Origin of the sequence: gamma proteobacterium SS-5 (assembly GCA_009497875.2) — a bacterium.
Lineage (GTDB): Bacteria > Pseudomonadota > Gammaproteobacteria > Chromatiales > Chromatiaceae > Magnetovirga > Magnetovirga frankeli.
The window spans coordinates 667,946-694,675 of the sequence record CP032508.2 but is presented as its reverse complement, the minus strand read 5'-3'; the positions used below and the strand labels follow the sequence as shown (position 1 = coordinate 694,675).

Below are 26,730 nucleotides of genomic sequence, written 5' to 3'. Positions count from 1 at the left end.
CCAGAGCCGAGATCACAGAATTGTATCAATAAGTTACCTATCAGACCGAGCTCACCTAGAAGGTATTGAATGTTCGCTTTCCAACACATTGATTTTTCTCTGTGTACTCTGTGGCTCTGTGGCTCTGTGGCCAAATGCTCTTTTCAGGGTCAAATGGTCAACACCGCGATGGAAGGGGTGCAGATGTCCTCGTTGAGGGAGCGAAAGCCACGGGCCAGCAAGACGTGCTCGCCGGGGGCGGCCAGCTGGGTCTCCAGCACCAGCCGTCGGGCCAGGGCGTCGGCCACCTCGAAGCCCTCGGCCGGGGCGTGTCGCGGCATCACCCCCCACATCAGGTTCATCCGGCTCACCGCATCGTCTTCCCAGGACACCGCCAGCACCGGTGCCGCTGGCCGGGTGGCGCTGACGATGGCGGCGGTGACCCCGGTCTGCGACAGCACCACCACCGCCTTGATCCGCAGGTCGCGGCTGAGCAGGGAGACGGCGCGGGCGGCGGCGATGGCCGGGGGCAGCGGCAACTCCTTGTCCTCCACCCGGCCGATGTGGCCGTAGCGGCCCTTGGCGGCCATGTGCGCCTCGGTCTGGCGGGTAATGCGGTTCATCATACGCACTGCCTGTACCGGGTAGCGGCCGGCGGCGGTCTCCGCCGAGAGCATCACCGCATCGGTCCCATGGCGCACGGCACGGGATACGTCGGACACCTCGGCGCGGGTGGGCAGGCTGTGCTGCACCATGGATTCAAGCATCTGGGTGGCGACGATCACCGGTTTGTTGCATTGGTGGGCGCGGTTGATGAGCAGCTCCTGGATCAGCGGCACCTCCTCCGGCGGCAGCTCCACGCCCAGATCGCCACGGGCGACCATGATGGCATCTGTCTCGTGCAGGATTTCGTCGATATTGTCCAGCGCCTCGGGCCGCTCGATCTTGGCAATGATGTTGACCTTGCTGCCGTGCTCGCTGATCAGCTGGCGCAGGTCGCGGATATCCTGCGCCTCGCGCACGAAGGACAGGGCGAGAAAATCCACCCCCAGATCCAGGGCGAAGTGGGCATCGGCCCTGTCCTTGTCCGTCAACGACGGGGCGGAGACGCGCACATTGGGCAGGTTGATGCCCTTGCGCTCACGCAGCAGGCCGCCGCGCAGCACCTGACAGCCGATCTCGCTGTCGGCGACGCTCTCCACCATCAGCTCCAACATGCCGTCATCCATCAGGATGCGCGAGCCGGGCGAGACATCCGAGGCCAGCGAGCGGTAGCCACAGGGGATCAGCCCCGGCCCGCCGACCAGATCACGGGTGGTCACCACCACCCGCTCGCCATCCTCCAGGTTCACGGCACCCTCCTGCAACCGGCCGACGCGGATCTTGGGGCCACACAAATCGGCCAATATGGCAATGCTGCGCCGCCCACCGGCAGCGGCGGCGCGGGCCAGGTGATAGGTCTCGGCATGTTGCGCGTGGCTGCCATGGGACATGTTCAGGCGAAATACATCGGCCCCGGCATCCACCAGGTCCACCAGGGTCGTCTCGCAATTGGAGGCCGGCCCCAGGGTGGCAACGATCTTGGTGCGGCGCATCTTCAGCGGCGGCACAGGTTCCAGCAGACTCATGGGTTGATCCTCGGAGGGGTAATTTATGGCCCGCGAATACACGCGAATGGGTTCGAATCTACAGCAGCCATCCTGCCTGCCGACTGCTACAGCAGCTTGACAAGGAGGTTTGGTACTAGCAGATTTTGGGCTGGGGCTTGGCACCCAGGTCAAGAAAATTCAGCAGCGCGGCGAGAAAGGCCTCGGGCTGCTCGGCATAGACCCAGTGACCGGCACCGGGCACGGCGCGCAGGCGGGCGAAGGGAAACAGGCGCTGGATGCTGGGGGCGGACTCGGTGCTGACGTAATTGGACTCGGCCCCATACAGAAACAGGGCATCGCCCTGAAAGGCACTGACCGCGTCGAGCGGCGGGAAGTCGAGAATCTGCTCCAGGGCCGCATCCAGCACCCGCAGGTTGACCCGCCAGCGCCAGCCCTGCTGCTCATCGCCGGGTAGCAGGTTTTGCAGTAGATATTGTCGCAGCATGGGGCTTGCGAGGGACTCGGCCAGGTACTCCTCGGCCTGCTGGCGGCTACTGATCTGTTGCAGGTCCAAAGACAGCAGGGCGTCAAAGATAGGCTCAAACCGATTGGGGCTGGGCACAGGTGCCATGTCCACCGCCACCAGCCGATCCACCCGGTCGGCATAGCTCAACGCCAGCCACATGGCCGCCTTGGCCCCCATGCTGTGACCGATGGGGACCACCTGCTCCAGCTCCAGATTGTCCAGCAGGCGCAGCAGATCACCGGCCATCAGCGGGTAATCCATGTGGTGATCCTGGGGCGAACGGCCGTGGTTGCGCAGGTCCGGCACCAGGCAGACATGGCCCTGCTCGACCAGACGCGGGGCAATGCCGGCCCAGTTGCTCGACGAGCCCAGCAGGCCGTGCAGCAACATCAGCGGCGGCTTGGCAGCCGCTTGCAGGTCACCATAGAGTCGGTAATGCAGTTGCATGGGGCATCCCCTAGATTATTTGACCCGACAGCCCCCGTGCTGTCACCCCTGAGGGTGCTTGGGCCCTGAGCGGCCATGGGCCAGGCCGAGCAGCAGCAGGCCGAACAGGATCATCGGCAGGCTCAGTAGCTGGCCCATGGTCAGCCAGCCGAAGGCCAGATAACCCAGGTGGGCATCGGGCAGACGGACAAACTCGATGGCAAAGCGAAACAGCCCATAACCCAGCAGAAACAGCCCGGACACCGCCATGCTCGGGCGCTCGCGGCGGGCATAGAGCCACAGCATGAAAAACAGCAGCAGCCCCTCCAGCCCGGCCTGATACAGCTGGCTGGCATGTACCGGCAGGGAATAGACCCCATCCAGGGTACCCACCTGCAGACAGAGCCCTTCGGTGGCCGGATTGACCGCGCAGGGCACCTGCATACCCAGCGCCGAGTCGGTCGGCCCACCCCACAGCTCGCCGTTGATGAAGTTGCCCAGACGGCCGCTGAACAGCCCCAGGGGCACCAGCGGGGCGACAAAATCCGCCACCTGAAAGAAGCCCGTGCCCAGCTTGCGGGCATAGAGCCCCATGGCAATGAGCACGCCGATCAGACCGCCATGAAAAGACATGCCCCCCTGCCAGATCTGCAGCAGCAGCAGCGGATCCTGCAGGAATCCGCTGAAGTTGTAGAACAGGATGTAACCCAGCCGCCCCCCCAGCACCACCCCCAGGGCGCAGTAGAACAGCAGGTCCTCCATCTGCTCCTTGCGGATCGGTGATTGCGGATGACCGCTGCGCAGCCGCCCCAGCCACCAGGCGGCGACAAAGGCCGCCAGGTAGCTCAGGCCATACCAATGGACCTTGAGCGGCCCCAGGGCCAGGGCGATCGGATCGATGTCGGGATAGGTCAGCATCAGAAACGGGGCAGCACGCGCAGGCTGAAGTTCTTCAGATAGGCGGTCTCGGGGATCGCCGGGTGGATCGGGTGGTCCGGCCCCTGGGCGCCGCTGATGAGCAGTTGCAGACTGCGGTCCAGATGGCGTCCGGCCTGGTTGATCAGCCCCAGCAGGCGCTCGCCGCTCAGGTGGTGGGAGCAGGAGGAGCTGATCAGCAGGCCATCCCGGCTGAGTAGCTGCATCGCCGCCTGATTGATGCGCCTATAGGCCAGCTCGCCCTGTTTTTGGTCCTTGCGCCGCTTGATGAAGGCGGGCGGGTCCACCAGCACCACATCGAAGCGCTGTTTGGATTCCTTCAGCTGGCGCAGTATCTCGAAGGCATCGCCGCGCAGGCTATCAACCCGCTGTTCAACGCCATTGAGCTGGGCATTCTCCAGCAGCTGTGTCAGGGCCGACTCGGAGGAATCGACACAGGTTACGGCGCTGGCCCCGGCCTGGGCGGCGCGCACCCCCCAGCCGCCCACATAGCTGAACAGATCCAGCACCCGGCGCTCGCGCAGCAGCGGCATGAGACGATCGCGGTTGGCCGCCTGATCGAAGAACCAGCCGGTCTTCTGCCCCTCGTGCAGGGAGACGCGGAAGCGGCAGCCGCCCTCGCTCAACTCCACCTGTTCCGGTATCTCGCCAGCGGCCAGCTCCACCTGACGCGGCAGGCCCTCCAGCTCCCGCGCCGCGCTGTCGTTGCGCAGCAGCACGCCTCGGGGCTTGAACACCTTATCCAGGGCATTGAGCAGAGGCTGGCGCAAGGCCTCCATGCCCGCGGTGCCCAGCTGCGCCACCAGATAGTCGCCATAGCGGTCCACCACCAGCCCAGGCAGACCATCGGCCTCGCCATACACTGCCCGGTAATAGGGCTCGGCATAGAGCCGCTGGCGCAGGGACAGGGCGATATTGAGCCGATGCACCAGCAGGGATTCGCTGATCGGATGGGACTGATCCCGGCTCAGCAGGCGCACCGCGATCAGGGACTGGGGATTGACATAGCCAAAGCCGATGAACAGCTCCTTCTCATCCAGCACGGCCACCTGCTCGCCCGGCTGCAGGGCCTTGATCGGCGTCTTCTCGCTGTCTATCTCGTTGCTGAAGATCCAGCAATGGCCGCTACGCAGGCGTTTATCCTGGTTTTTTTTCAACAACAGGGCGGGGATATCGGTTTCCAAGGGGCTCACTCAGTGGCAATCAAAGACCCCCATTCTACGCCCTTATGCGCCATCGGGGACAGAAATGGGTCGGCCAAAAAAGGGCCTACCAAAAAGTTCGGCCGAGCAGGGGCCTTATTTGACTATTTTCATTGGTTAAAGCCAAGAAAGGGTCTATAACAGGGGTTGGCTAAGTGCTGACAACCAACCCAACTGGAGAGATCTGATGAAAGCAAACGTAGGTGGTATCGACCGTATTCTTCGCATTGTCGTCGGCCTGGCGCTGATTGCCTGGGCCCTACTTGGCGGCCCGGTCTCGGCCTGGATCGGCGTGGTACCGCTGGCCACCGGCCTGTTCAGGTTCTGCGCCCTCTATCCCCTGCTGGGCCTGAATACCTGTCCGCTGGATGGCAATAAATAGCAGGCCAAGGGCGGCCAGCCCTCAGCGGGCTGGCCATTCGGCAGAATCGGCCTGGGAGACAAACCGCATGAGCACCCGAGCCAGCTATCGCAGCCTGGTCGAGGCCCTGTCCGGGCAGGTAGAGGAGGTCTTTCCCTGGGACCTGATGGATGAGCGCGAGCAGGGCATGGCGCATCTGCTGCTGGATGTGCGCTGCCCGCACGAATATGACCGCGCACGCATTCAGGGTTCGATCAATGTCCCCCGTGGCATCCTGGAGATTGCCGCCGATTACGGCTACGAAGAGACCGAGCCTGAGCTGGTGACGGCACGAGAGCGCCGCGTCATTCTCATCTGCCGTTCGGGCAACCGCAGCATCCTCGCCGCCCACACCCTGAGCCAGATGGGCTATGTCAACGTGGCCTCCCTGCGCACCGGCCTGCGCGGCTGGAACGACTACGAACTGCCCCTGTTTGACAAGGACAACCGGCAACTACCGCTGGAGATTGCCGACGACCTGTTCGAGCCGAGATTGACCGCCGCGCAACTGGGGCCGGTTTAGATCCTGACCAAGACCCCAAAAGCCAGGGCGGTGCCGGGGACGATGATTTCCCCGGCGAGCGGTTTTGCTTGCAGTGGCCCAGGGGCTTTTGAAAGAATGCGCCACTCTCCCCTGCTCAAGGCATCCCTGTGATGATAGATCACCTGCTCAACCTGGCCGCTATCCTGGTCGGTTTCGTCCTGCTTATCTGGGGGGCCGAGCGTTTCATCAACGGGGCCGCGGCCATCGCCCGGCACCTGGGCGTATCGCCCCTGCTGGTGGGTCTGACCATCGTCGGCCTGGGCACCTCGGCACCTGAGATACTGGTCTCCATCATGGCCTCCTGGCAGGGCAACGCGGGCATGGCCATAGGCAACGCGGTGGGCTCCAACATCGCCAATGTCGGGCTGATTCTGGGCTTTACCGCCCTGATCGTGCCGCTCACCGTGCGCTCGCGCATCCTGCGCCGGGAATACCCCATCATGCTCGGGGTCAGCCTGCTGGCGGCGGCCTTGATGCTGGACCTGCAGCTTACCCTGATCGACGGCTTGATCCTGCTGGGTGGGTCTCTTCTGGTGCTGGGGCTGTTGGCCCGCTTTGCCCTGCAGGATCGGGAGGGCAGCGACCTGCTCGCGGTGGAATTTGACGAGGAACTGACCGAGCAGGGCGGCATGGGCAAGGCCAGCATTCTCTTTGCCGTCGGCCTGGTCGGCCTGCTGCTCGGCTCCCGCGCCCTGGTCTGGGGGGCGGTAAACATAGCCACCGCCCTGGGGGTGAGTGACCTGGTCATAGGCCTGACCATAGTTGCCATTGGCACCAGCCTGCCGGAGTTGGCCGCCAGCGTCACCAGCGCCCTCAAGGGCGAGCACGAGATCGCCATCGGCAATGTCATCGGCTCCAATATCTTCAACCTGCTCACCGTGCTGCCGGTGCCCGGCCTGCTGGCACCCGGCCCCTTTGACCCCCAGGCCCTGTACCGGGATGTGCCGGTGATGCTGGCCCTGACCCTGGCCGTGCTCATCTTCGGCTACCACAAGAGCGACCGGGGTGATATCAACCGCTGGGAGGGCCTGGCCCTGCTGGCCTGCTTCGTTGGCTATCAGGCCTGGCTGTACTTCGATGCCAGCGGCACCCCGCTGATTGGTTGAGGAAAATACCCTTGAGCCGCGATAACCACGCTTTCAGTACCCTGGGCCGCGCCGTGATCCGCAACGAGACCCAGGCAGTGGCCGCCCTGGAGCAACGCATCGGCGCCGAATTCGACCGCGCCTGCGGCCACATGCTGCACGCCCAGGGCCGGGTGATCGTCACCGGCATGGGTAAGTCCGGCCACATCGGCAACAAGATCGCCGCCACCCTGGCCAGCACCGGCACGCCGGCCTTCTTCGTCCACCCCGGCGAGGCCAGCCATGGCGATCTGGGCATGTTCACCGATAAGGACGTGGTGCTGGCCCTATCCAACTCCGGCGAGACCGGCGAGATCCTCACCATACTGCCGTTGATCAAGCGCCTCGGCGTGCCGCTCATCGCCCTCACCGGCAACCCCGGCTCCAACCTGGCGCGCGAGGCCGACGTACACCTGGATGTCAGCGTGGAGAAGGAGGCCTGCCCCTTGGGGCTGGCCCCTACCTCCAGCACCACCGCCAGCCTGGCCATGGGCGATGCCCTGGCGGTGGCCCTGCTGGAGGCGCGGGGCTTCACCGAGAAGGACTTCGCCCGCTCCCATCCCGGCGGCAGCCTGGGTCGGCGCCTGCTGCTGCATGTGGCGGATATCATGCGCAGCGGCGAGGCCATCCCCCAGGTCGGCCAGGATGCCAGCCTGAATCAGGCCCTGCTGGAGATGACCCGCAAGGGCCTGGGCATGACCGCCGTGGTGGATGATCAGGGCTGTATCCTCGGTATCTACACCGACGGCGACCTGCGCCGCACCCTGGACCAGGGGCTGGACATACATCAGATCGGCATACGTCAGGTGATGACCCCCGGCTGCGTCACCCTGCCCCGGCACAGCCTGGCCGCCGAGGCCCTGCAGTTGATGGAAAGCCGCAAGATCAATGCCCTGCTGGTGGCCGATGAGGGCGGCCAGCTGATCGGCGCCCTGAACATGCACGATCTGCTGCGGGCGGGGGTGGTTTGACAGAAGACAGAGGACAGAGGACAGAAGACTGAACATTGAGGGCGCTTTGCGCCGGATTTACTGATCTGTCGCGCAGCGACACCAAATTCTGTCCCCTGTCCCCTGCCCCCTGTCCTCTGTCCTCTGTCATCAGCCTTCTGTCCTCTGCAACAGCTCGGGCCAGGCGCTGATCGGGCTGGGGCGACCGAACAGATAGCCCTGGTAGGTCTGGCAGCCGTGCTGCTGCAAGAACTCCCGCTGGGTCTGATTCTCCACCCCCTCGGCCACCACCTCCAGGCCCAGTGATTGGCACAGGGCCAGCACGGCGCGGACTATGGCCATGTCGCCGCTGTCGTCCGGGATGTCCTGCACGAAGGACTTGTCGATCTTGACCTGGTCGATAGGCAGACGCTTGAGGTAGGACAGGGAGGAATAGCCGGTGCCGAAATCGTCCAGCGAGAAGCGCACCCCCAGCTGATGCAGCCGTTTCATGCGTTCGCTCACGCCGAGAAAATCGTTCAGCACCACGCTCTCGGTCAATTCGATCTTCAGCCGTTCCGGTCGCGCCCCGCTATCGGACAGGGCGCGCTGGACCTGCTCGACAAAATCCGGCTGCTGGAATTGGCGGGTGCTGACGTTCACCGCGATCTGCAGCCTCTGGGTGCGGGGATTGGCAGCCCAGGCGGACAGCTGTTCACAGGCGGTTTCCAGCACCCAGCCGCCGATCTCGACAATCAGTCCGGTCTCCTCCGCCAGGGGGATGAACTGGTCCGGCGGCACCAGCCCCTGCCCTGGGCGATTCCAGCGCAACAGGGCCTCGGCGCCAATCAGGCGGCCCTGCTGATCCATCTGGGGCTGGTAGTAGAGAACAAATTCCCGCAGCCGGATGGCACGGCGCAGGGCCGCCTCCAGCTCGCTGCGGGCGCTGACTGCCTCCTGCATGGCGCGATTGAAGAAACGGATGGTGTCGCGCCCGGCGTCCTTGGCCTGATACAGGGCCACCTCTACCTGTTTGAGCAGGGTCTCGGCACCCTTGTCGGCACCGCGGAACAGGCTGATGCCGATGCTGGGGGTGATCTGGTATTCGCCGTTGGCGGCCTTCAGGTAAATCGGCTGAGACAGCGCGGCGCGTAGCTTTTCGGCGATCTGTTCGGTTTGGGTCGCCGCCAGCTGCTCGGCGCTGGCCAGACCCTCCACCAGGATCAGATACTCGTCGCCGCCCAGGCGGCAGACCCGATCCTCCAGGCGCACGCCTGTTTGGATGCGCTTGGCCGTCTCGATCAGCAGCAGGTCGCCCAGCTCATGGCCGTGGGTTTCGTTGATGTTCTTGAAATGGTCCAGATCCAACATGAGCAGGGCACCGAACAACTGGCCACGCTGGCTGGCAAGCAGGGCCTGATTCAGGTGATCGAGGAACAGACGGCGGTTGGGCAGGCCGGTGAGGGGGTCGTAATAGGCCAGGCTGTAGATGCGCTCCTCCGCTGCCTTGCGTTCGCTGATGTCGCTCATGGACACGCGACGGCCCAGGTATTGGCCGGTGGGATCAAACACGGCTCGGCAGCGGTGATTGACCCAGAGTACCTGACCGTCCTTGCGCCGGATGCGCAGCTCCAGGTTGCCTGGGTTGGCGTCACTGGCCTCGGGCAGGTGTTGCTGTACATGGTCCAGCCACAGGGCCTGGTCATCCGGGTGGACTATGGCGTTGATCAGGTCGGGATCGCGCTCGAAATCCTCGGCGCGGTAGCCGGTGAGCTGCTCCACCGCCGGGGTCATGTAATGAAAGCCGCCATCGGGTTTGATCCAATAGACCCAGTCGCTGGACCAGTTGACTATGGTGTGGAACTTGGCCTCGCTCTCCCGCAGCGCCTCCTCGGCGTATTTGCGGGCGCTGATGTCGCGGATAATGGCGATGAAATGACGCTCTGCGCCACTGTCCCAGAAGTTGAGCGAGAGCTCGATGGGAAACAGATGCCCCTTCTGATGCTGGGCGTACAGCTCCAGGGTGCGCCCGGCGTACTTCGGCGGCAGGCCCCGGCGCACCCGCTCCATGCCGCGCCGGTGGGCCGCCCGCGAGGGCTCCGGGATCAGGCATTCGACATCCCGCCCCTGCATGGCCTCGGCGCTGTGGCCAAAGATGCGCTCGGCACCGTCGTTCCACAGCTGGATATGCCCCAGACTGTCGGTCAGCACCACCGCATCCGCCGCCGTCTGCATCAGCATGCGCAGGCGTTTCTCGCTGTCCTCCAGGGCGGCGCGTTTGCTCGCCAGGCGTTCCACCATCTGGTTGAAGGCATTGCCGATCTGGCGAAACTCACCGGGCAGGTCCGGCAACGGCTGCCGGGTCTGGCCCTGGGTCATCCGCTCAATACCGCTCTGCAGGGTGCCTATGGGGTGGAGCACATGGCGCCGCACGACAGCGACAATGCCCAGCCCCAGGAGCAGCATCAACCCCAGACTCCACCAGAACTGGACGAAAAAGACATGGGCCACGCGCTCCTCCAGCACCTGGGCGGGGATCTTGATGCTGAGGATGCCGCGCAGCTCGCCGACCTGATAATCATAGGCGCGGTCGTAGCGGGCGCGGATGGCGGCGGGGGCGCTGGCCTTGCTGCCGTGGCACTCCAGGCAATAGGGCTCGATCCAGATCGGCTGGGCATAGTGATAGAACAGCTCGCCCTGCTCGCTGCGGTAAGGCACGAAGCGGCGCTGCTCCTGGGGGTGGGCCTGGAAGTGGTCGATGGCCTGGCGCTCGACGGGGTCGGCCTCATGCTCCGGGTTGCGCGGGTCATGGCTGACGTTGTTGAAGGAGAAGCCGGACTGCTCCCAATTGGGAAAGTCCTCCGAGATCAACCCCAGGGCGTGGGCGGGCAGAAAGCCCAGGGTCTTGTCGGTGAGCGGAATGCCACTATCCAGAAACTGGTGGTGATAAACCCGGCGCGTGGCCATGAGCACGCCGCGCACCCGCTCGGCCGAGCGCAGCAGGTCCGCCTCAGCCTGGCTGTGGGTGTAGTCGTACATCAGGTATTGAAACAGGCCCAGCCCGGCAATCAGCAGGCCTGCTATCAAAAACAACAGCTTACGCTTGAGCGTCATCGCATGATCCAGCACAGGGCATGGCGGCGCGGCCGCCGACGAGTGGGGCCCGAGTGGGCATGATTCCCTGTTGATGTACTGCTGGTGGGCCTGTCTGGCCGGTCAAATAACCCAGTAATCCTAGCAGTTAAACCCTCAAAATGACAGAAAGCGGGACACTGGCGCAGGGCAGTTACTGTAAAACAAACTTGGCGTGAAGGCCGGGTAGCAGCCAGCGGGGGCCTGGCAACGGCGCTGGCCGATATGATCGCTGAGGTTGATTTCTGCGCCAAGCGCCCTATTCTGCATAGCCCCTACTTGCATGAGGAAACATCCGTGGACAGCAGCAGCATCGAACTAGTGGGCAGCCAGATCTCTGGCGTGGAGCAGGATGGCGAGGTGATCCGGGTCCTGTTCGACCCCGCCCTGGTGATCAAGACCATGACCGGCTCGGCGGAGCGCACCAAGTGGCAGCAGAAGGGCATGTTGATCTTTTCCGGTGCCCAGTTGCAGCAGCCCCTGCCGCAGCTCCCGGCCCGCTGCAGCGGTGGCGATGTGGGTGAAAATATCTATACCTACCGCGACATGATCCCCCTGCCGCTGGCCTCGCAGGGCCAGGCCCATTGCAAGATCAAGCTGGAAGGGCAGCCAAACGGCATCCAGATCCAGGCCGAGTCGGTACGTCTGGTGATGGAGGAGCCGGCCAAATACATCGAACATATCCGGCCGGAATAGGGGCTAATCGGCCTTCAGGGTGCGCGGGCCGCTTTGGCTGCCGAGAATGAGCACATCTGCCGGGCGGTTGGCAAACAGGCCGACGGTGACCACGCCGGCCAGGGCGTTGATCTGATTCTCCAGCTTGATCGGCTCCATGATCTCCAGGTTGTGTACATCCAGGATCAGGTTACCGTTATCGGTGACGAAGTTCTCCCGCCACACCGGGTTGCCACCCAGCTTGACCAGCTCGCGGCCGACGTAGCTGCGCGCCATGGGAATCACCTCCACCGGCAGGGGGAACTGGCCCAGGCAGCTGACCAGCTTGGTTTCATCGGCAATGCAGACGAACTGGGCGCTGGCGGCGGCAACGATCTTCTCCCGCGTCAGGGCACCGCCGCCGCCCTTGATCAGCTGCAGCTGGTGGTTGGATTCATCGGCGCCATCGACGTAGAGGGACAGGGGGCCTGCGGCATTGAGATCAATCACGTTGATGCCGTGCTGACGCATGCGCTGGGTGGAGGCCTCGGAGCTGGATACGGCACCCTCGATGCGGCCCTTGATACCGGCCAGATAGTCGATGAAGTGATTCACCGTGGAGCCGGTGCCGACCCCGACAACCCCCCCCTCGACATAGGCAAGGGCGGCCTCGGCGGCCTGTTTTTTCATCTCGTCTTGATTCATTTTTGGCTCCATCTGGGTGTACAAGGTGATGCGGGCCTGGGACCGGAAAAGGGGTTGTCGGCCAGACGCGCCCGCTGATACGGGCTATCATACCCAGCCCACAGCCTGCTGTCATTGGACCTGCCCATGCCCAAGCACTATATCGAACGTATCTTGCGCGCCCGCGTCTATGACGTGGCCAAGGAGACCCCCCTGGACCCGGCCCGACAGCTGACCGAGAAGCTGGCCAGCCCGGTCTATCTCAAGCGCGAGGACCTGCAGCCGGTGTTCTCCTTCAAGCTGCGCGGGGCCTTCAACCGCATGGCCCAGCTGGATGCCGAGGCCCGTGAGCGCGGCGTCATCGCCGCCTCGGCCGGCAATCACGCCCAGGGCGTGGCGCTGGCGGCGCGGCATCTGGGCATCAAGGCCACCATCGTCATGCCGCGCACCACGCCGCCGATCAAGGTCAAGGCGGTGCGCCGCCTGGGCGGTAAGCCGGTGCTGCAGGGTGATTCCTTCGATGAGGCCTATGTGCATGCCCTGGAGCTGGTCAAGGAGCAGGGCCAGACCCTGATCCATCCCTTCGATGACCCGGATGTTATCGCCGGTCAGGGCACCATCGCGGTAGAGATTCTCAAGCAGCACCCGGACCCCATCGAGGCGGTGTTCGTGCCGGTGGGCGGCGGCGGCCTGATCGGTGGCATCGCCGCCTACATCAAATATGTTCGGCCCGAGATCAAGGTCATTGGGGTCGAGCCGGAGGATGCCGCCAGCATGCACGCCGCCCTCCAGGCCGGGCGCCGGGTGGTGCTCAAGCAGGTGGGCCTGTTTGCCGATGGCGTGGCGGTGCGCCAGGCGGGCAAGGAGACCTTCAAGCTGGCGCGGGACTATGTGGATGAGATCATCCTGGTCAGCGCCGATGAGATCTGCGCCGCGATCAAGGACGTATTCGAGGACACGCGCACCGTCGCCGAGCCCGCCGGTGCCCTATCGGTGGCCGGGCTGAAGAAATACGTCGCCCGCGAGGGGGCCTGCGACAAGGGCCTGATCGCCATTGAAAGCGGTGCCAACATCAACTTCGACCGCCTGCGCCACGTCGCCGAACGGGCCGAGCTGGGGGAAGGCCGCGAGGCCCTGCTGGCGGTGGAGATCCCCGAACAGCCGGGCAGCTTTCACCGCTTCTGTCGCATCCTGGGACGACGCTACATCACCGAATTCAATTACCGTTATGCCGACAGCCGCAACGCCCAGGTGTTTGCCGGGGTCGAGGTGGGCGGCGACGATGAGCGCCTGGAGCTGATCGGTCGGCTGAAGGAAAACGGCTTTCCGGTCACCGACATGTCCCACAACGAGGTGGCCAAGCTGCACATCCGCTACATGGTCGGCGGTCATGCGCCGGGGCTGGAGAACGAGCTGCTCTATCGCTTCGAATTCCCCGAGCGTCCCGGTGCCCTGCTCAAGTTCCTCACCGGCCTGGGCAAGCGCTGGAACATCAGCCTGTTTCACTACCGCAATCACGGTGCCGCCTATGGTCGGGTGCTCATGGGCATACAGGTGCAGCGCCAGGAGCAGGCGCTGTTCGAACAGATGCTGGAGAGGCTCGGCTACCCCTTCTGGGACGAAAGCGAGAACCCCGCCTACCTGCTGTTTGCCGGTACCGAGGAGTTGGAGCTATAGGGCTACGCGACCTGACAGAATATAGCTGTTGCGCAGCATGCGCTAACCCAAGCGACTGGCCGTACATAGGGCGGCCCGTGGCCGCCGTGGGACCAGCCATGGCGGTAGGTGCCAGCGGCGGGCACGGGCCGCTGCCTTCCCGTCAGGCCGCGCTTACCCCGCTTCCTGGGGGTCCAGCACGCTGGCCTTGGGCAACAGCTCGGCAATCAGCTGTTTGAACCAGGGCAGATCGATGGGCTTGGTGACGAAGTGATCGAAGCCCGCCGCCAGGGTCCGATCGATGTCGCCTTGCAGGCCATCGGCGGAGATCGCCACCATGGGCACCTGGGCGCAGCCTGGCAGTTGGCGTAACTGGCCGACCAGGTCCAGGCCATCCAGGCCGCGCAGATTGATGTCGATCAGGATCAGCTGGCAGGGATATTGTTTGGCCAGTTGCAGGCCAAGGGGTCCGGTGTGTGCGGTAACCAGCTCTACCGAACCAAGCTGCTCCAGGATACGCCGCGCCAGCCGGATATCGGCCGGGTCGTCCTGCACATAGAGCACCCGGCAGCAACAGGCGCTGCCACTGGTGCAGCAATCGGACTGCGGCGGTGGCTCTGGCAGCTGCGGCGTTGGCGGCTCCTGCCCCAGGGGCAGCTCGATCCAGAAAGTACTGCCCTGCCCTGGGGTGGACTGAAAACCGATCTCGCCCTGCATCAGCTCGATCAGCTTCTTGCTCACCACCAGGCCGATCCCGGCACCCAACACGGTGGAGCGCTCCGCCCCCAGCCGCTCGAAGGGGATGAACAATTTGCCCTGCGACTCCAGCGCAATCCCCCTGCCGGAGTCGGCCACCACCAGGCGCAAACGCCCACCCCGCATGGGGCTACAGTAGAGCTGCACCCAACCGCCCTGATGGTTGTATTTGATGGCGTTGGAGAGCAGGTTCAGCACCACCTGCTTGAGCCGCGCCCGGTCGGCGCGGACATAGCGCGGCTGATCACAGACATCGCCCCGATCCAGGGTCAGTTGATTGGCCTCCAGCTGGCCGCCGAGCAGATCGATGCACTCTTGCAGCAGGCTGTGCAGGGCCAGATCCTCGATCTGTACCGACACCTTGCCGGTCTCGATCTTGGTCAGCTCCAGCAGGTCGGAGATCAGCCCCAGCAGGTGTTCACCGGCGCGGATGATCTCGCTCACGCTCTGCTTCAGCTGCGGGTCGCCGCCCTCCTCAAACTCCAGCTGTAACAGCTGGGCAAAACCGAGGATGGCGTTGAGCGGGGTGCGCAACTCGTGGCTCATGCTGGACAGAAAGTCCGACTTGGCCCGGTTGGCGCGCTCGGCCTCATCGCGCGCCATGCGCATCTCGGCGGTGCGCTCCTCCACCCGCTCCTCCAGGTGGTGGCGGTAGCTGATCAGCTCCTGCTCGGCGCGCTTGCGTTCGCTGATATCGGTGAAGATGCCGGCATAGCTGACCGTCTCACCCGCGCCGTTGCGGATGGCGCTGAGCGACAGCCACTTGGGATAGGCCTCGCCGTTCCTGCGCCTATCCCACAGCTCGCCGGACCAGCTGCCGGTCTCTTGCAGCTGCTGGCGCATGTCCTGCAACAGGCCCGGCGGGTGCTCGCCGGACTCAAGGAAATTGACCCGCCCGGCCAGTTCTGCGGCACTGTAGCCGGTGATCCGGCAAAAGGCCTCGTTGACGTCGATGATGCGCCCCTCGGGGGTGGTGAGGAAGATCGCCTCCTGGGTGCTTTCGATGATCTGCTTGTAGCGGAACAGGCTATCCACCAGCATCTTGCGCTCGGTGATGTCGGTGACTATGGCCTCTATCGCCCGCGGCCTGCCCTGGGCGTCGCGCACCAGGGCATTGCGCTGATGCAGCCAGCGCGGATTGCCATTGCGGTGGATGATCTGATACTCGTAGCTGGGTGCCATCTCACCGCGCAACAGGGCCTGCCACTCGCGCTCGAAATAATCCCGCCACTGCGGGTGCAGCGCCTGCTCGACCAACCGGGGCCGGGCGTACAACTCCTCCGGCGTATAGCCGGTCAGTCGGCGACAGGCGGGGCTGACGTATTCATAACGGCCCTCGGGCAGGGACATGCGGTAGATCATATCCTGGGCGTTCTCGGCCAGGCGGCGGAAGCGCTCCTCGCTGTCGTGCAGGGCGGCGGTGCGTGCCCTGATCTCCTGCTCCATGGGCTTGATCGCCCAGCGAAACAGCACATACCAAAGCAGCAAGCCGGTAAACAGGCTCATCAACAGGGCCAGGCCGAACAGCTCCCAGGCCAGGCGCGACAGGGTACGCTTCAGCTCCGTCACCCTATGGCCCAGGCGCACGCTGAGGCTGCGCCCGGCATAATCCAGCTGGCGCTGTACGTCCATCACATCCGCCGTGCCGTGCCGGTTGAAGGAGAAAAAGATGCTGCCGTTGTCCAGCACCACCTGCAGGCGCTCCACCTCTGTATGGGTGTCCGGCCAGCTCTTCAGCAACTGGCGTGCCTCGCTGTAGTCGTGGCGCAGCAGGTAGTCGCGCAGAAAGCCGCCGATCAGCTCCGCCTCGGTCTCCATCTCCTGTTTTTTGGCGCTGATCAGCTGCCGCTCCTGGCTGCAATACAGGTAGATGCTGGCCAGGGCGATCAGACTGACCGAGAGCAGGCTGACGGTGGCGATGAAGATGCTGCGTTGGCGGGTGAAGTCGCGGCCATTACTCATTCGGGTCTGCCTCAGGGTTCCAACAGGGGCAGGACGCGGGCGAGAATCCGCCGATGCGGGTCGTAATCGGCATCGCTCACCGGCGCAAAGCCGCTCAGATTGGGGTCGATGGCGCTGAGGATGGGGCCCGCCTCGGCCTGTTCGGCAAGCCCGAGCAGGGCCTCACGCAGGGCCAGCTGGGTCGGCAGGGGCAGGTCCTTGCGGGTGACAAACAGGTGGGTGGACAGCTCCTGGGAATAGGCCAGGGCGCGGATGCCGCCCTGCCTGAGGTATTGTTCGAACACCTCCTCGGCCACGGCACCGGCATCGAAATCGCCGTATTTCACCCCCAGCACGACGTTTTCGTGATTGCGCAGGTGTTCACGCCCGCTCAGCCCATCCAGCGCCACCCCGGCCTGCTCCAGCATGTACACCGGCACCTGGCTGCTCAGGGTGGAGTGGATATTGCCCAGGGCCAGGCGCTTGCCACGCAGCTCGGCAAGCCCTTGCAGCGGGCTGTCGCTGGCAACGAAGATGACCGAGCGGAAGCTGGGCTTGCCGGCGAAGACAAAGCGCGCCAGCAGGGGTTTGGGGCCGTAGTCGGCGCTGACCTCGACATAGGGACTGCCGCCGAGAAAGGCGATATCGAGCAGGTCCCGGCCGACCTTCTGGTTGTGCTCGGCGTAGTCCCTGGCCACCCGGATGCGTACCTCGCGGCCCAGTTGGCGGGCCAGATAATCGGCCAGGGGACGGTATTTCTCTACCAGCCGCTCGGCATTCAGATAGGGCATGAAGCCCAGCACCAACGGCGGCTGGGGCGGTTGCGCCCAGACGCGGGGGGCAAAGAGCAGGCAGTGCAGCAGTACTACCAGGGCAATGGGTCTCACCAGGCTCACTCCTCACAGATTTGTTTTATTGTTTTGTAGTAACTGCCCAGGCCGTCAACCCACAGGACGGTTTGACGATCCGAGGGAAAGAGAGGACGAATGGTTAGCTTTCTTGTAACCCTGTCGCAATAACCCAGAGTGTAGCAGCGTTTTTGGCCTTGTGCGCCCTGGGTTGAAGGCCTGGGGTGGGGCCAGGTGTGCAGGCTCGGGGCAGCGCTGCGTTCCATCCCGGCCACACCCAGCTAACGGCTGACAGCGGGTAGCTGGCGGCCTTGACGGCCAGGCAATCACCCTGCCTTATGCCTCAAACCGGCGCTCGGCCGCCGCCCGGTTCAGGCGCTGCATGGGTTCCCGGCTGAGGGGCTCCAGGGGTGCCCGGCCTTGGCGTTCGCTCAGGGGGAAGCAGCTGAGTTCGGCCCGCTGCTGCCCTGTCTCCAGCTGCCACTGCGGTCTTGACTGCTGGCTGCCGTCGGGGTAGCGGAAGTTGCGCTGGGCCGGTTGCGGGCGCAGCCCCAGGTCGTACAGGTGCAGGGCTATGTCCTCGCAGCAATCGCTGAACAGGTGCAGCTCGATCGGGCTGTGCCGGTCGGCCAGGCCACTGAGAACGGGGCCGGTGAGCATGGGCCGGAAGGGTTCGAGCAGGTCCATAAGCTCCAGCGCGGATTGACGCAGCTGCCACAGGGCATCATGCTGTCGCGGCGCGGCGAACAGGGCCTGCTGCTCGCGCAGGGCCTGCTCCAGTTGCTTGTGATCGGGCCAGAGACGACGGTTGCTGACCTTAAGCCGCTTGGCCGCCTTGCGGCAGGCGCAGGCCAGGTCGGCCTCGGCCTGACTGGTGAGCAGGCGGGCGGCCTCAACGGCAATGGCGCGGGTGGTATGGTTCATGTTTACATCCTGGATGGCGACTGGTTGCCGGTAACGATCACGGGGCTAGGAGCCTGGCACCGCTCGGAGTGGGGCCTGATTGGGCCGATTTTACCCGGTTTGCCTGAGTGTGATGACCCCGGCATCCTGGGCAGATTGCATCCTTGGGCGCGACGATCGGAGTTTTCAGTTGAATAAGTGGGCATAATTGCCTAGATTGAGCGCAAAGCCGCACCCAGTAACGGAGATGACAGTGTCAGAACAAGGTGATTCCGAATTTACCGGATTGAAGATCATGGTCATAGACGACAGCAAGACCATCCGCCGCACGGCGGAGACCCTGCTGAAGAAGACCGGTTGCGCGGTCATCACCGCCGAAGATGGCTTTGAGGCCCTGGCCAAGATCGTCGAGCAAAGGCCCGACATCATCTTCGTCGATATCATGATGCCGCGTCTGGACGGTTACCAGACCTGCTCCCTGATCAAGAACAATCCGCTGTTCAAGCAGACCCCGGTGGTCATGCTCTCCAGCAAGGATGGCCTGTTCGACCGGGCCCGCGGCCGCATCGTCGGTTCCGAGCAATACCTGACCAAGCCCTTCACCCGGGACGAACTGATCGACACGGTGCGCACCCTCACCCGGCAGGCACAGGCCTGAGTGCCGGGCAGGCATGGCGCACATCCTCATCATCGACGACTCGCCCACCGAGCAGTATGTACTGCGCACGGCGCTGGAGGGCGCGGGCTATAGCGTCAGCTCTGCCAACGATGGCGAGGCGGGCATCAAGCTGGCAAACGAGACCCTGCCGGACCTGATCCTGATGGACGTGGTGATGCCCAACATGAACGGCTTTCAGGCCACGCGCAAGCTGAGCAGGCAGCCGCAGACCGCCGACATCCCCATCATCATGGTCACCACCAAGGATCAGGAGACGGACAAGACCTGGGCCAAGCGCCAGGGCGCGCGGGATTACATGGTCAAACCGGTGAACAAGGCGGAATTATTATCTAAAATCAAGGACATCCTCGGCTGACAGCAATGGCGGCAACGACGGCATCCCAGGCAGACACCCCGCTCCAGCTGCTGGCCAGGCTAGAGGCGCGCAGCCACAACGAGACCAAGGGCCTGCCCGACGGGCGTGACAGCTCCCTCTACTGGGAGGGCTTTGCCTTTCAGGTGGCCGGCCAGCAATTGCTCGCCAGCATGGACGAGATCAGCGAGATCCTGATCCAGGTACCGCCGGTGACCCGGGTGCCCGGTGCCAAGCCCTGGGTGCGCGGGGTGGTGAATTTTCGCGGCAACCTGCTGCCGCTGATGGACCTGCAGCAACTGATGGGCGGCAAGCCCCTGGGCATCGACCGGCACACCCGCATCCTGGTGGTCAACCGGGAGGGCGTGAGTAGTGGCCTGCTGGTGGCCGGGGTGGCCGGGCGCAAGCGCTTTCCGCGCAGCGAACTGGCGGCGGCGGAGATCCTCGACCCCGGCCTGGCCCCTTTGATCGAAGGCGCGGCCTGGATTGACGGCGAACAGTGGCCGATCTTCAGCCTGGCCCGGCTGCATGCCTATCCGGACTACCACAGCGCGGCCCGTTAGGCCTGACGGGCATAGATCGGCCTTACGCCTGGCCCAGGTCGGCGTGGGGCACCCCGGATTCCGTTGCACTCCATCCGGGCTACAACTGAAGGCCGACCGCTGAAAGCTGAAAGCTGAAGGCTGAAAATGACACACCGCCCAGGCGGTATCCAAGGGGGAAACACCTATGAAGCTCTGGTCATCCAAGGGAAGGCGTGACGGCACCTCCGCCAATGGTCTGGTCATTCTGCCCGCCGCCATGGTGGTGCTGTTGCTGCTGGCGGCCCTGGCCGCCAACCGTTATCTGGATGTAAAGGACGCCCAGGACGAGCAATACCTGACCGCGGCCGGGCAGCAGGCCCTGCTCGCCCAGCGCATCGCCAAGGAGGCGATGACCGCCCTGCGCGGCGACGCCCAGGCCTTTGCCGCCCTGCAAGGCTCGCGTGATCAGCTGGCCGCCTCCCTGCGCCTGTTGCAGCAGGGTGACGGCCAGCTGCCGCCCCTGCCCCAGGAGCTGGCGGCCGCCCTGGAGCAGCTGGAGCAGGCCTGGCAGTCCCTGCAGAAGGCCGCCAACAGCGTGCTGGAGAAACAGGACACCCTGCTCGGGCTGTATCAGTTCGCCATCGAGATCGAGGCCATCACCCCCCAGCTGCAGGCCCCCCTGGAACAGGCCCTGAACCTGCTGGAACAGGCCGAGGCCGAGGACGGTGCCCTCACCGCCACCGGTCAGCTGCTGTTGTTGCTGGAGCGCATGCGCACCGGGGTACAGCAGATCCTGCTCGGTGGCGAGGCGGGCAAGGATGCCGCCGCCCGCTTTGCCCGCGATGCCCGGCGCTTTGATCAGGTGCTCAGGGGCCTGCGCCAGGGCGATGCCGAGCGCCGCATCCCGCGTATTCGCGAGCGCGATGTGCAGGCCAATCTGGAACGTATCGACAAGGCCTTCGAGCCGATCCGCGACAAGGTAACCCCGATCGCGCAGAAGGCCCCGGAACTACAGCAGGACATGGATGGCATCCGCCAGATAGGCCAGCTGGCCGACCAGCTCAGCGACGCGGCCAACCGGCTGATCCGCGAACTGGGGCAGAAGCACGGCCGCATGGCCATCGCCGGAGTAACCCTAAGCCCCACCCTGGTCACCCTGCTGGGGGCCATGGCGGTGGTCTTCCTGCTCCTCACCGGGCTGCTCATCATCCGCGATGCCCGCCAACGGGAGCGCATCAGCAGCGAGGTCAACGACCGCAACCAGCGCGCCATCCTGCGTCTGCTGGACGAAATGGGCGACCTGGCCGACGGTGACCTGACCGTTGAGGCCACGGTCACCGAGGACATCACCGGGGCCATCGCCGACTCGGTCAACTACGCCGTCGAGGCCCTGCGCAGCCTGGTCACCGGCATCAACAGCGCCGTGCACCGGGTCTCCACCTCGGCCCTGGAGAGCCGCGATGACGCCATGAAGCTGGCCGATGCCAGCAAGCAGCAGGCCGAGCAGATCACCGACATCTCCAGCTCCATCGAACAGATGGCCACCTCCGCCGATGGCATGTCCAAAGAGGCCGCCCAGTCCGCCGAGGTGGCACGCAAGGCGGTGGATGCATCGATGAAGGGCAGCGAATCGGTGCGCAACACCATCCACGGCATGGACCAGATCCGCGAACAGATCCAGGAGACCGCCAAGCGCATCAAGCGCCTGGGTGAGAGCTCGCAGGAGATCGGCGACATCGTCGAGCTGATCGACGACATCGCCGACCAGACCAACATCCTGGCGCTCAATGCCGCCATGCAGGCGGCCATGGCCGGTGAGGCGGGACGTGGCTTCGCCGTGGTGGCCGACGAGGTGCAGCGCCTGGCCGAGCGTTCCGGTCACGCCACCAAACAGATCGAGGCCCTGGTCAAGACCATCCAGGCGGACACCAGCGAGGCGGTCACCTCGATGGAGAGCAGCACCTCCGGCGTGGTGCGGGTGGCCAGCCTGGCCGAGGCCGCCGGTGAATCCCTGGGCGAGATCGAAAACGTCTCCAACTTCCTCGCCAAGAGCACCGACCAGATCTCCAAGATCGCCCAGATCCAGTCCTCCCTGGCGGGCGAAATCAATAACGGCATGAGCGCGGTGCGCACCATCTCCGAACAGAGCGCCGAGGGCACCGGCAAGACCGCCGTCACCGTCGGCGGCCTGGTGGATGTGGCCCAGGAACTGCAGCAGTCGGTCTCCGGCTTCCGCCTACCTTAGGGGAACCTAGTGATGAACAACATCGATCAACGCAACCTCGGCAATCAAAGCAGCCTCGGATGGGTCCGCGACAGCCTGGATGAGCTGATCAAGACGGCCCAGGCCGGTCTGGAGGAGTTCGCCGCCCAGCCCGACCAGCCCGAGCCCATGCAGCGCGCCTGCGACAGCCTGGCCCAGGTGCAGGGCAGCCTGAAGATGATCGAGCTGTACGGCGTGGCCCTGCTCGCCGAGGAGATGGAACAGCTGGCCCTGGCCCTGCTGCAGGGCCGCGTGACCAAGGTCAACGAGGCCACCGAGGTACTGATGACCGCCCTGGTGCGCCTGCCGGACCGGCTCGATCGCATCCAGCAGGGCGGTGCCGACTCGCCCATGGCCCTGCTCGATCTGGTCAACGACCTGCGCGTGTGCCGCGATGAACCCCTGGTCAACGGCCTGGCCCTGTTCGGCCAGGAGGTGGAACAGCGCCTGGCCGAACACTACGTCAGCGGCGGCCAGACCAACCCCAACATGCCCAAGATCGCGGCCAAGCTGCGCGACAGCTACATCAAGGGCCTGCTGCACTGGATTCGCAACCCCGCCAGCAAGGACGGCATCAAACTGGTGCTGGGGGTGGTGGACCGCTTCGTCCAATACGCCGGCACCGATCAGGTCAAATACTTCTTCCAGGCCCTGGGCGCGGTCTGCGTCTCCCTGGCCAACGATGAGCTGGAGGGCGGCGCCGCGCTGAAAAAGCTGCTGGCCAAGATCGACCGCGAGATCAAGCAGATCATCGCCGGCGGCGAGCAGGCCTTCATCGACGACCCCGAGCCCGAGCTGTTCAAGACCCTGCTCTACTATGTGGTGCAATCCCGCAGCCAGGACCCCAGGGTGCTGCAGGTGCGCGAGCGCTTCGGCCTGGAACCACTGGGCCAGGCCGATGAGGGCGGCAGCGTCGGCGGCCTCAACCAGGAACTGATCGAATCCATCAGCGCTGCGGTGAAGGACGACCTGCAGGCCATCAAGGACGCCTTCAACCGCTACGGCAAGGGGGCCGAGGATACCGACCTGAATGGCATCCAGGGGCAGATCAACCGCCTCGCCGACACCATAGGCATGCTCGGCCAGGGCGGCCTGAGTCAACTGCTCAAGCAGCAGGTGGAGCAGATCCAGGGCTGGATCGAGGTTGGCCAGCGGCCGGACGAAAACCAGCTGATGGACCTGGCCGGCGGCCTGGTGCAGGTCGAAATGGCGCTGGACAACCTGCACTTGGGCGGTGCCCAGCCGGACAGCGCCGGGGTGGACCTGGACGACCTGATGGCCGCCACCCTGCGTGAATCCACCCTGGAGCTGTCCCACATCAAGGAAGGCCTGGGCCTCTACCTGGAGCGCCCCGGCAACGGCCTGCCGGACAATCTCCCGGCCCGCTTCAGCGGCGTGCTGGGGGCCCTGAGCATAGTGCAGATGGATGAACTGGCGGCCATGGTGCGGCTGGTACAGGACTATACCCAGGCCCGCCTGGGGGGTGCCGAGCTGCCCCAGCAGGACGAACTCCAGGCCCTGGCCGACCTGGTCGCGGCGGTGGAGTTCTACATGGAGTCCATCGCCGAGGGGTTGGGTCTGGAGGGCCGTATCCTGCCCGCTGCGCGGGGTGCCCGGCAGCGCCTGCAGGCCATCTACGATGCCTTGCCCCAGCCCCAGCCCCAGCCCCAACCCGAGCCAGAACCAGAACCTGCGGCTGAGCCCCAGGCCGAACCCGGTCTGGAGCAGCAGTTGGCCGATGCCACCGAAGGCGAGCTAGAATTGCCCGAACTGGGCGAACTGCCCGACCTGGATGCCGAACTGGCCGCAGAGACCGAGCCCGAGCCTGAAGCCGAGCCCTGGAGCGGCCAAGGGCAGGAAGAAATCGAGCTGGCCCCCCTGGCCGAGCCTGAGCCCGAGGACCAGTCGAGCCAGGCCGTGGAAGAGGAAGAAATCAGCCTGGAGCCGTTGAGCGACGCGGCTGATGAAGAAGAGATTTCGCTCAGCCCGCCAACGGCGGCTGACGCAGAGACCATCGAGCTGGCCTGGGACGAGCCTGAGCCCGAATCAGAACCTGAAACCCAGCTGGACCCAGCAGAGGAAGAGGAAGAAATCAGCCTGGAGCCCCTGGCCGATGCCATGGCGGATGAACAGGAACAGGCCCCGCTCAGCCCGCCAACGGCGGCTGACGCAGAGACCATCGAGCTGGCCTGGGACGAGCCCGAGCCCGAATCAGAACCTGAAACCCAGCTGGACCCAGCAGAGGAAGAGGAAGAAATCAGCCTGGAGCCCCTGGCCGATGCCATGGCGGATGAACAGGAACAGGCCCCGCTCAGCCCACAGGCGGCAGCCGCAACAGAGGCCGTCGAGCTGGCTTGGGACGAGCCCGAGCCCGAGCCCGAAGCCACACAACCGGCCCCGGCAAATGCCCAGCAACAGGCCGCCTTGAAAGAACTCATGACCGCCCTGCAACACTACCGGGCGGCGCTGGCCCCTGGGCAGGCCATGGACCCCGCCTTCGCCCAGCTCGCCGAGCAGGCCGAACAGCGGCTGCGTCAGATCCAGGCCGACCCGGAATCGGCCCCGGAAGCCGCCACCGCGCCTGAGCAACCCCAGGCCATGCCAGTGCCCGAACCTGAACCCGAACCGGAACCGGAGCCCGAACCCATGGCCGAGGCAGCGGACGACGAAGGTCCGGACAGCGAGATCCTCGAGGTCTTTTTCGAAGAGGCCGAGGAAGAGCTGGACGTCATCCAGCAGGTGCTGCCCCTGTGGCTGGAGAACACCGCCGACAAGGAATCCATCGGCCGGGTGCGGCGCTCCTTCCACACCCTCAAGGGCAGTGGTCGGCTGGTGGGTCTGGAGGCCATTGGCGAATTCGCCTGGTCGCTGGAGAACCTGCTCAACAAGCTGCTGGAGGGTCGGCTGGAGGCCAATGCCGATCTCACCGGCCTGATGGCCGAGGTGCTGGAACTACTGCCCGCCCTGATCGAGGCCGAGCGCGACCGGGGCAAGGCCCCGGCGGGCTATCAGGCGCTGATGCAACGCGCCTTCGCCCTGGCCGAGGGGCGCGCCCTGGAGGGCGCAGGGCTGGACCTGGCCGGGTTCGACGAGACCCAGGCACTGGCCGAGGCCGAGCCCCGGCCGACAGAAGAAGAGGCGGAAGCGCCCATCGCCATGGACGAGACCCTGGCCCTGGCCGAGGAAGAAGAGGTGCCGGAACAACCCCTGGGGGCGGACCGGGACGAGGACGAGGGGCCCGGCCCGGAGATCAACCTGGACACCAGCCTGCTGACTGATCTGGATCAGGCGCTGGAAGACAGCCCCCCCTCCCCCTTGCAGATGGATGCCACGCTGAAGGAGATATTCGAGGCCGAGGCGCGGGAGCACATCGACTGCATCGAGGCCTTCCTGCAGGCCTGTGACGTAGAGGCGGGCTGCGCGGTCAGCAACGAATTGCTGCGCGCCCTGCACACCCTGGCGGGCAGCGCCCACATGGCCGAATGCGGCCCCATCGCCCGCATCGCCAAGGCCAGCGAGCGCTATTTCGAGATCATGCAGGGCTACGCCATCCCGGTGCGCGAGGAGGAGGCCGACCTGCTGGTGACCACGGCCGAAATGGTGCGCGCCATCCTCGATGTGATCAATGCCCAGGGTGCCCAGCTGCCCGACTGGCATGGCCACCTGGACGACGTGCAGGCCAAGCTGGTGCGCCTGGAGGCCGAGGCCACCCAGGGCATGAGCACCCTGTTTGCCGACTCGCGCCTGGAGCCGGATGACCTCCCGGCCCCGCCAACGCCCCGAGCCAAACCTGGGCCTCAGCCTGAACCTGAACTTACGCCTCAGCCTCAGCCTCAGCCTGAGCCCGAAGCCGAGCCCGCCGCAGCGCCAGGGCCAGAGGTGACCACACAGGCACGGCCAGGGGCCGAGGACGAAGATGAATCCATCAGCGAAGACCCCTTCTTCGAGGCGGCGCGGGCGGCCGTGCCCCAGGTCGAGGAGGAAGACGATGATGAGCCCATGGAAGACCCCTTCCTGGAGGCCATGGGCAACAGCCTGGACGAGCTGGACCCGGACGCCGCCGAGGAGCCGGTCAAGTCTCTGGAGCAGCGCCTGGGCCTGGAGCAGGAGCTGAGCGACTCGGACCTGCGCCTGGACGAGGACTCCGGTCTGGATGCCCTGGCCAGCGTGCCCCAGAGCGATCGAGGGGCAACGGCGGCAAATGATCTGGACCTGCTGGAGGATGTCGAGGGCAGTGACCCCGAGCTGCTGGAGATCTTCCTGGAGGAGGCGCAGGAGCTGGGCGAGGGCATGGATGCCGCCCTGCAGGGCTGGCAGGCCCAGCAGGACAGCGACTCCCTGAACCAGCTCAAGCGCCTGCTGCACACCCTCAAGGGGGCCTCGCGCCTGGCCGGGGTGATACAGATCGGTGATCTGAGCCATGCCTACGAATCCCTGTTCATGGCCATAGAGCAGGGCCGTCTGCCGGTGGACGACCCCCTGTTGGGCCTGATCCGCCAGGTGGGCGACCACCTGCTGGCGCAGATCGATGCCCTGGCCACCACCGGCAAGGTGCCTTCCAGCCAACGCTTGATCGAGGCGCTGGAGGTGGCCCAGAGGGGGGAGCGCTGAATGGGCAGGGAGGCCCTGATCAGAGGACAGAGGACAGAGGTCAGAAGACAGAGGACAGGGGACAGAGGACAG

At 65.0% G+C, this 26,730-nt stretch carries 20 protein-coding genes; 11 read left to right on the top strand and 9 right to left on the bottom strand.

Going from position 1 to position 26,730, the window contains the following annotated elements; translation table 11 throughout:
* Positions 1-149 precede the first annotated feature (149 nt).
* The 4 genes from pyk to D5125_08405 form a co-directional block, all read right to left on the bottom strand.
* Complete coding sequence (gene pyk, locus D5125_08420; protein QFY89507.1) at positions 150-1,607, bottom strand: pyruvate kinase; 1,458 nt, start codon at positions 1,605-1,607, stop codon at positions 150-152.
* A 115-nt stretch (positions 1,608-1,722) separates the two neighbouring features.
* A complete protein-coding gene (locus tag D5125_08415; GenBank protein ID QFY89506.1) occupies positions 1,723-2,541 on the bottom strand; it encodes an alpha/beta fold hydrolase in 819 nt (272 codons plus the stop codon).
* A 42-nt stretch (positions 2,542-2,583) separates the two neighbouring features.
* Positions 2,584-3,438, bottom strand: coding sequence for a prolipoprotein diacylglyceryl transferase (locus D5125_08410; protein QFY89505.1), 855 nt, complete (start codon positions 3,436-3,438; stop codon positions 2,584-2,586).
* On the bottom strand, positions 3,438-4,640 hold the full coding sequence (locus D5125_08405; protein ID QFY89504.1) for a class I SAM-dependent rRNA methyltransferase: 1,203 nt from the start codon (positions 4,638-4,640) through the stop codon (positions 3,438-3,440). The genes D5125_08410 and D5125_08405 overlap by 1 nt, the downstream gene beginning before the upstream one ends.
* Positions 4,641-4,845: 205 nt before the next feature.
* Between D5125_08405 and D5125_08400 the strand changes: the two genes are divergently transcribed.
* From D5125_08400 to D5125_08385, 4 genes are all read left to right on the top strand, one after another.
* A complete protein-coding gene (locus D5125_08400) occupies positions 4,846-5,040 on the top strand; it encodes a DUF2892 domain-containing protein (GenBank protein QFY89503.1) in 195 nt (64 codons plus the stop codon).
* Positions 5,041-5,107: 67 nt separating this feature from the next.
* Positions 5,108-5,581, top strand: coding sequence for a rhodanese-like domain-containing protein (locus tag D5125_08395; protein QFY89502.1), 474 nt, complete (start codon positions 5,108-5,110; stop codon positions 5,579-5,581).
* Positions 5,582-5,712: 131 nt separating this feature from the next.
* Positions 5,713-6,708 (top strand): calcium/sodium antiporter, encoded by a 996-nt coding sequence (locus D5125_08390; GenBank protein ID QFY89501.1) that lies wholly within the window; start codon positions 5,713-5,715, stop codon positions 6,706-6,708.
* 131 nt (positions 6,709-6,839) lie between these two features.
* Complete coding sequence (locus D5125_08385; protein ID QFY91100.1) at positions 6,840-7,697, top strand: KpsF/GutQ family sugar-phosphate isomerase; 858 nt, start codon at positions 6,840-6,842, stop codon at positions 7,695-7,697.
* A gap of 129 nt (positions 7,698-7,826) precedes the next feature.
* Here the strand turns inward: D5125_08385 and D5125_08380 are convergent, their stop codons facing one another.
* Positions 7,827-10,769: an EAL domain-containing protein gene (locus D5125_08380; GenBank protein ID QFY89500.1), complete on the bottom strand. Its 2,943-nt coding sequence runs from the start codon at positions 10,767-10,769 to the stop codon at positions 7,827-7,829.
* A gap of 315 nt (positions 10,770-11,084) precedes the next feature.
* Here D5125_08380 and D5125_08375 point away from each other — a divergent pair, with 315 nt between their 5' ends.
* Positions 11,085-11,483: a hypothetical protein gene (locus D5125_08375; GenBank protein ID QFY91099.2), complete on the top strand. Its 399-nt coding sequence runs from the start codon at positions 11,085-11,087 to the stop codon at positions 11,481-11,483.
* A 3-nt stretch (positions 11,484-11,486) separates the two neighbouring features.
* Here D5125_08375 and rpiA read toward each other — a convergent pair whose 3' ends face one another.
* Positions 11,487-12,146 carry a ribose-5-phosphate isomerase RpiA gene (rpiA, locus tag D5125_08370; protein ID QFY89499.1) on the bottom strand — a complete coding sequence of 220 codons (660 nt, stop codon included), beginning with the start codon at positions 12,144-12,146 and terminating at the stop codon, positions 11,487-11,489.
* Between the two features lie 126 nt (positions 12,147-12,272).
* Here rpiA and ilvA point away from each other — a divergent pair, with 126 nt between their 5' ends.
* Positions 12,273-13,802, top strand: coding sequence for a threonine ammonia-lyase, biosynthetic (gene ilvA, locus D5125_08365; GenBank protein ID QFY89498.1), 1,530 nt, complete (start codon positions 12,273-12,275; stop codon positions 13,800-13,802).
* Positions 13,803-13,955: 153 nt separating this feature from the next.
* On the opposite strand, the gene D5125_08360 is transcribed toward ilvA, so the two are convergent.
* The 3 genes from D5125_08360 to D5125_08350 form a co-directional block, all read right to left on the bottom strand.
* Positions 13,956-16,499 carry a PAS domain S-box protein gene (locus tag D5125_08360; GenBank protein QFY89497.1) on the bottom strand — a complete coding sequence of 848 codons (2,544 nt, stop codon included), beginning with the start codon at positions 16,497-16,499 and terminating at the stop codon, positions 13,956-13,958.
* Between the two features lie 11 nt (positions 16,500-16,510).
* Positions 16,511-17,365, bottom strand: coding sequence for a phosphate/phosphite/phosphonate ABC transporter substrate-binding protein (gene phnD / locus D5125_08355; protein ID QFY89496.1), 855 nt, complete (start codon positions 17,363-17,365; stop codon positions 16,511-16,513).
* Positions 17,366-17,662: 297 nt separating this feature from the next.
* The gene (locus D5125_08350; protein QFY89495.1) at positions 17,663-18,250 is read right to left on the bottom strand and encodes a hypothetical protein; all 588 of its coding nucleotides are present in this window, start codon (positions 18,248-18,250) and stop codon (positions 17,663-17,665) included.
* Positions 18,251-18,476: 226 nt separating this feature from the next.
* On the opposite strand from D5125_08350, the gene D5125_08345 reads away from it, so the two are divergent.
* The 5 genes from D5125_08345 (at position 18,477) to D5125_08325 (ending at position 26,658) form a co-directional block, all read left to right on the top strand.
* The gene (locus D5125_08345; protein ID QFY89494.1) at positions 18,477-18,887 is read left to right on the top strand and encodes a response regulator; all 411 of its coding nucleotides are present in this window, start codon (positions 18,477-18,479) and stop codon (positions 18,885-18,887) included.
* Between the two features lie 13 nt (positions 18,888-18,900).
* Complete coding sequence (locus D5125_08340; GenBank protein ID QFY89493.1) at positions 18,901-19,263, top strand: response regulator; 363 nt, start codon at positions 18,901-18,903, stop codon at positions 19,261-19,263.
* A gap of 5 nt (positions 19,264-19,268) precedes the next feature.
* Positions 19,269-19,823 carry a chemotaxis protein CheW gene (locus D5125_08335; GenBank protein QFY89492.1) on the top strand — a complete coding sequence of 185 codons (555 nt, stop codon included), beginning with the start codon at positions 19,269-19,271 and terminating at the stop codon, positions 19,821-19,823.
* 238 nt (positions 19,824-20,061) lie between these two features.
* Entirely contained in the window at positions 20,062-22,029 is a 1,968-nt protein-coding gene (locus tag D5125_08330; protein ID QFY91098.1) for a type IV pili methyl-accepting chemotaxis transducer N-terminal domain-containing protein, read from the top strand.
* 12 nt (positions 22,030-22,041) lie between these two features.
* Entirely contained in the window at positions 22,042-26,658 is a 4,617-nt protein-coding gene (locus D5125_08325) for an Hpt domain-containing protein (GenBank protein QFY89491.1), read from the top strand.
* Positions 26,659-26,730: the final 72 nt, after the last annotated feature.

Coding starts and splice junctions, on each gene's coding strand:
- pyk (QFY89507.1), bottom strand. CDS start 1,607: ATGAGTCTGCTGGAACCTGTGCCGCCGCTGAAGATGCGCCGCACCAAG.
- D5125_08415 (QFY89506.1), bottom strand. CDS start 2,541: ATGCAACTGCATTACCGACTCTATGGTGACCTGCAAGCGGCTGCCAAG.
- D5125_08410 (QFY89505.1), bottom strand. CDS start 3,438: ATGCTGACCTATCCCGACATCGATCCGATCGCCCTGGCCCTGGGGCCG.
- D5125_08400 (QFY89503.1), top strand. CDS start 4,846: ATGAAAGCAAACGTAGGTGGTATCGACCGTATTCTTCGCATTGTCGTC.
- D5125_08395 (QFY89502.1), top strand. CDS start 5,108: ATGAGCACCCGAGCCAGCTATCGCAGCCTGGTCGAGGCCCTGTCCGGG.
- D5125_08390 (QFY89501.1), top strand. CDS start 5,713: ATGATAGATCACCTGCTCAACCTGGCCGCTATCCTGGTCGGTTTCGTC.
- D5125_08385 (QFY91100.1), top strand. CDS start 6,840: ATGCTGCACGCCCAGGGCCGGGTGATCGTCACCGGCATGGGTAAGTCC.
- D5125_08380 (QFY89500.1), bottom strand. CDS start 10,769: ATGACGCTCAAGCGTAAGCTGTTGTTTTTGATAGCAGGCCTGCTGATT.
- rpiA (QFY89499.1), bottom strand. CDS start 12,146: ATGAATCAAGACGAGATGAAAAAACAGGCCGCCGAGGCCGCCCTTGCC.
- ilvA (QFY89498.1), top strand. CDS start 12,273: ATGCCCAAGCACTATATCGAACGTATCTTGCGCGCCCGCGTCTATGAC.
- D5125_08360 (QFY89497.1), bottom strand. CDS start 16,499: ATGAGTAATGGCCGCGACTTCACCCGCCAACGCAGCATCTTCATCGCC.
- D5125_08350 (QFY89495.1), bottom strand. CDS start 18,250: ATGAACCATACCACCCGCGCCATTGCCGTTGAGGCCGCCCGCCTGCTC.
- D5125_08345 (QFY89494.1), top strand. CDS start 18,477: ATGACAGTGTCAGAACAAGGTGATTCCGAATTTACCGGATTGAAGATC.
- D5125_08340 (QFY89493.1), top strand. CDS start 18,901: ATGGCGCACATCCTCATCATCGACGACTCGCCCACCGAGCAGTATGTA.
- D5125_08335 (QFY89492.1), top strand. CDS start 19,269: ATGGCGGCAACGACGGCATCCCAGGCAGACACCCCGCTCCAGCTGCTG.
- D5125_08330 (QFY91098.1), top strand. CDS start 20,062: ATGGTGGTGCTGTTGCTGCTGGCGGCCCTGGCCGCCAACCGTTATCTG.
- D5125_08325 (QFY89491.1), top strand. CDS start 22,042: ATGAACAACATCGATCAACGCAACCTCGGCAATCAAAGCAGCCTCGGA.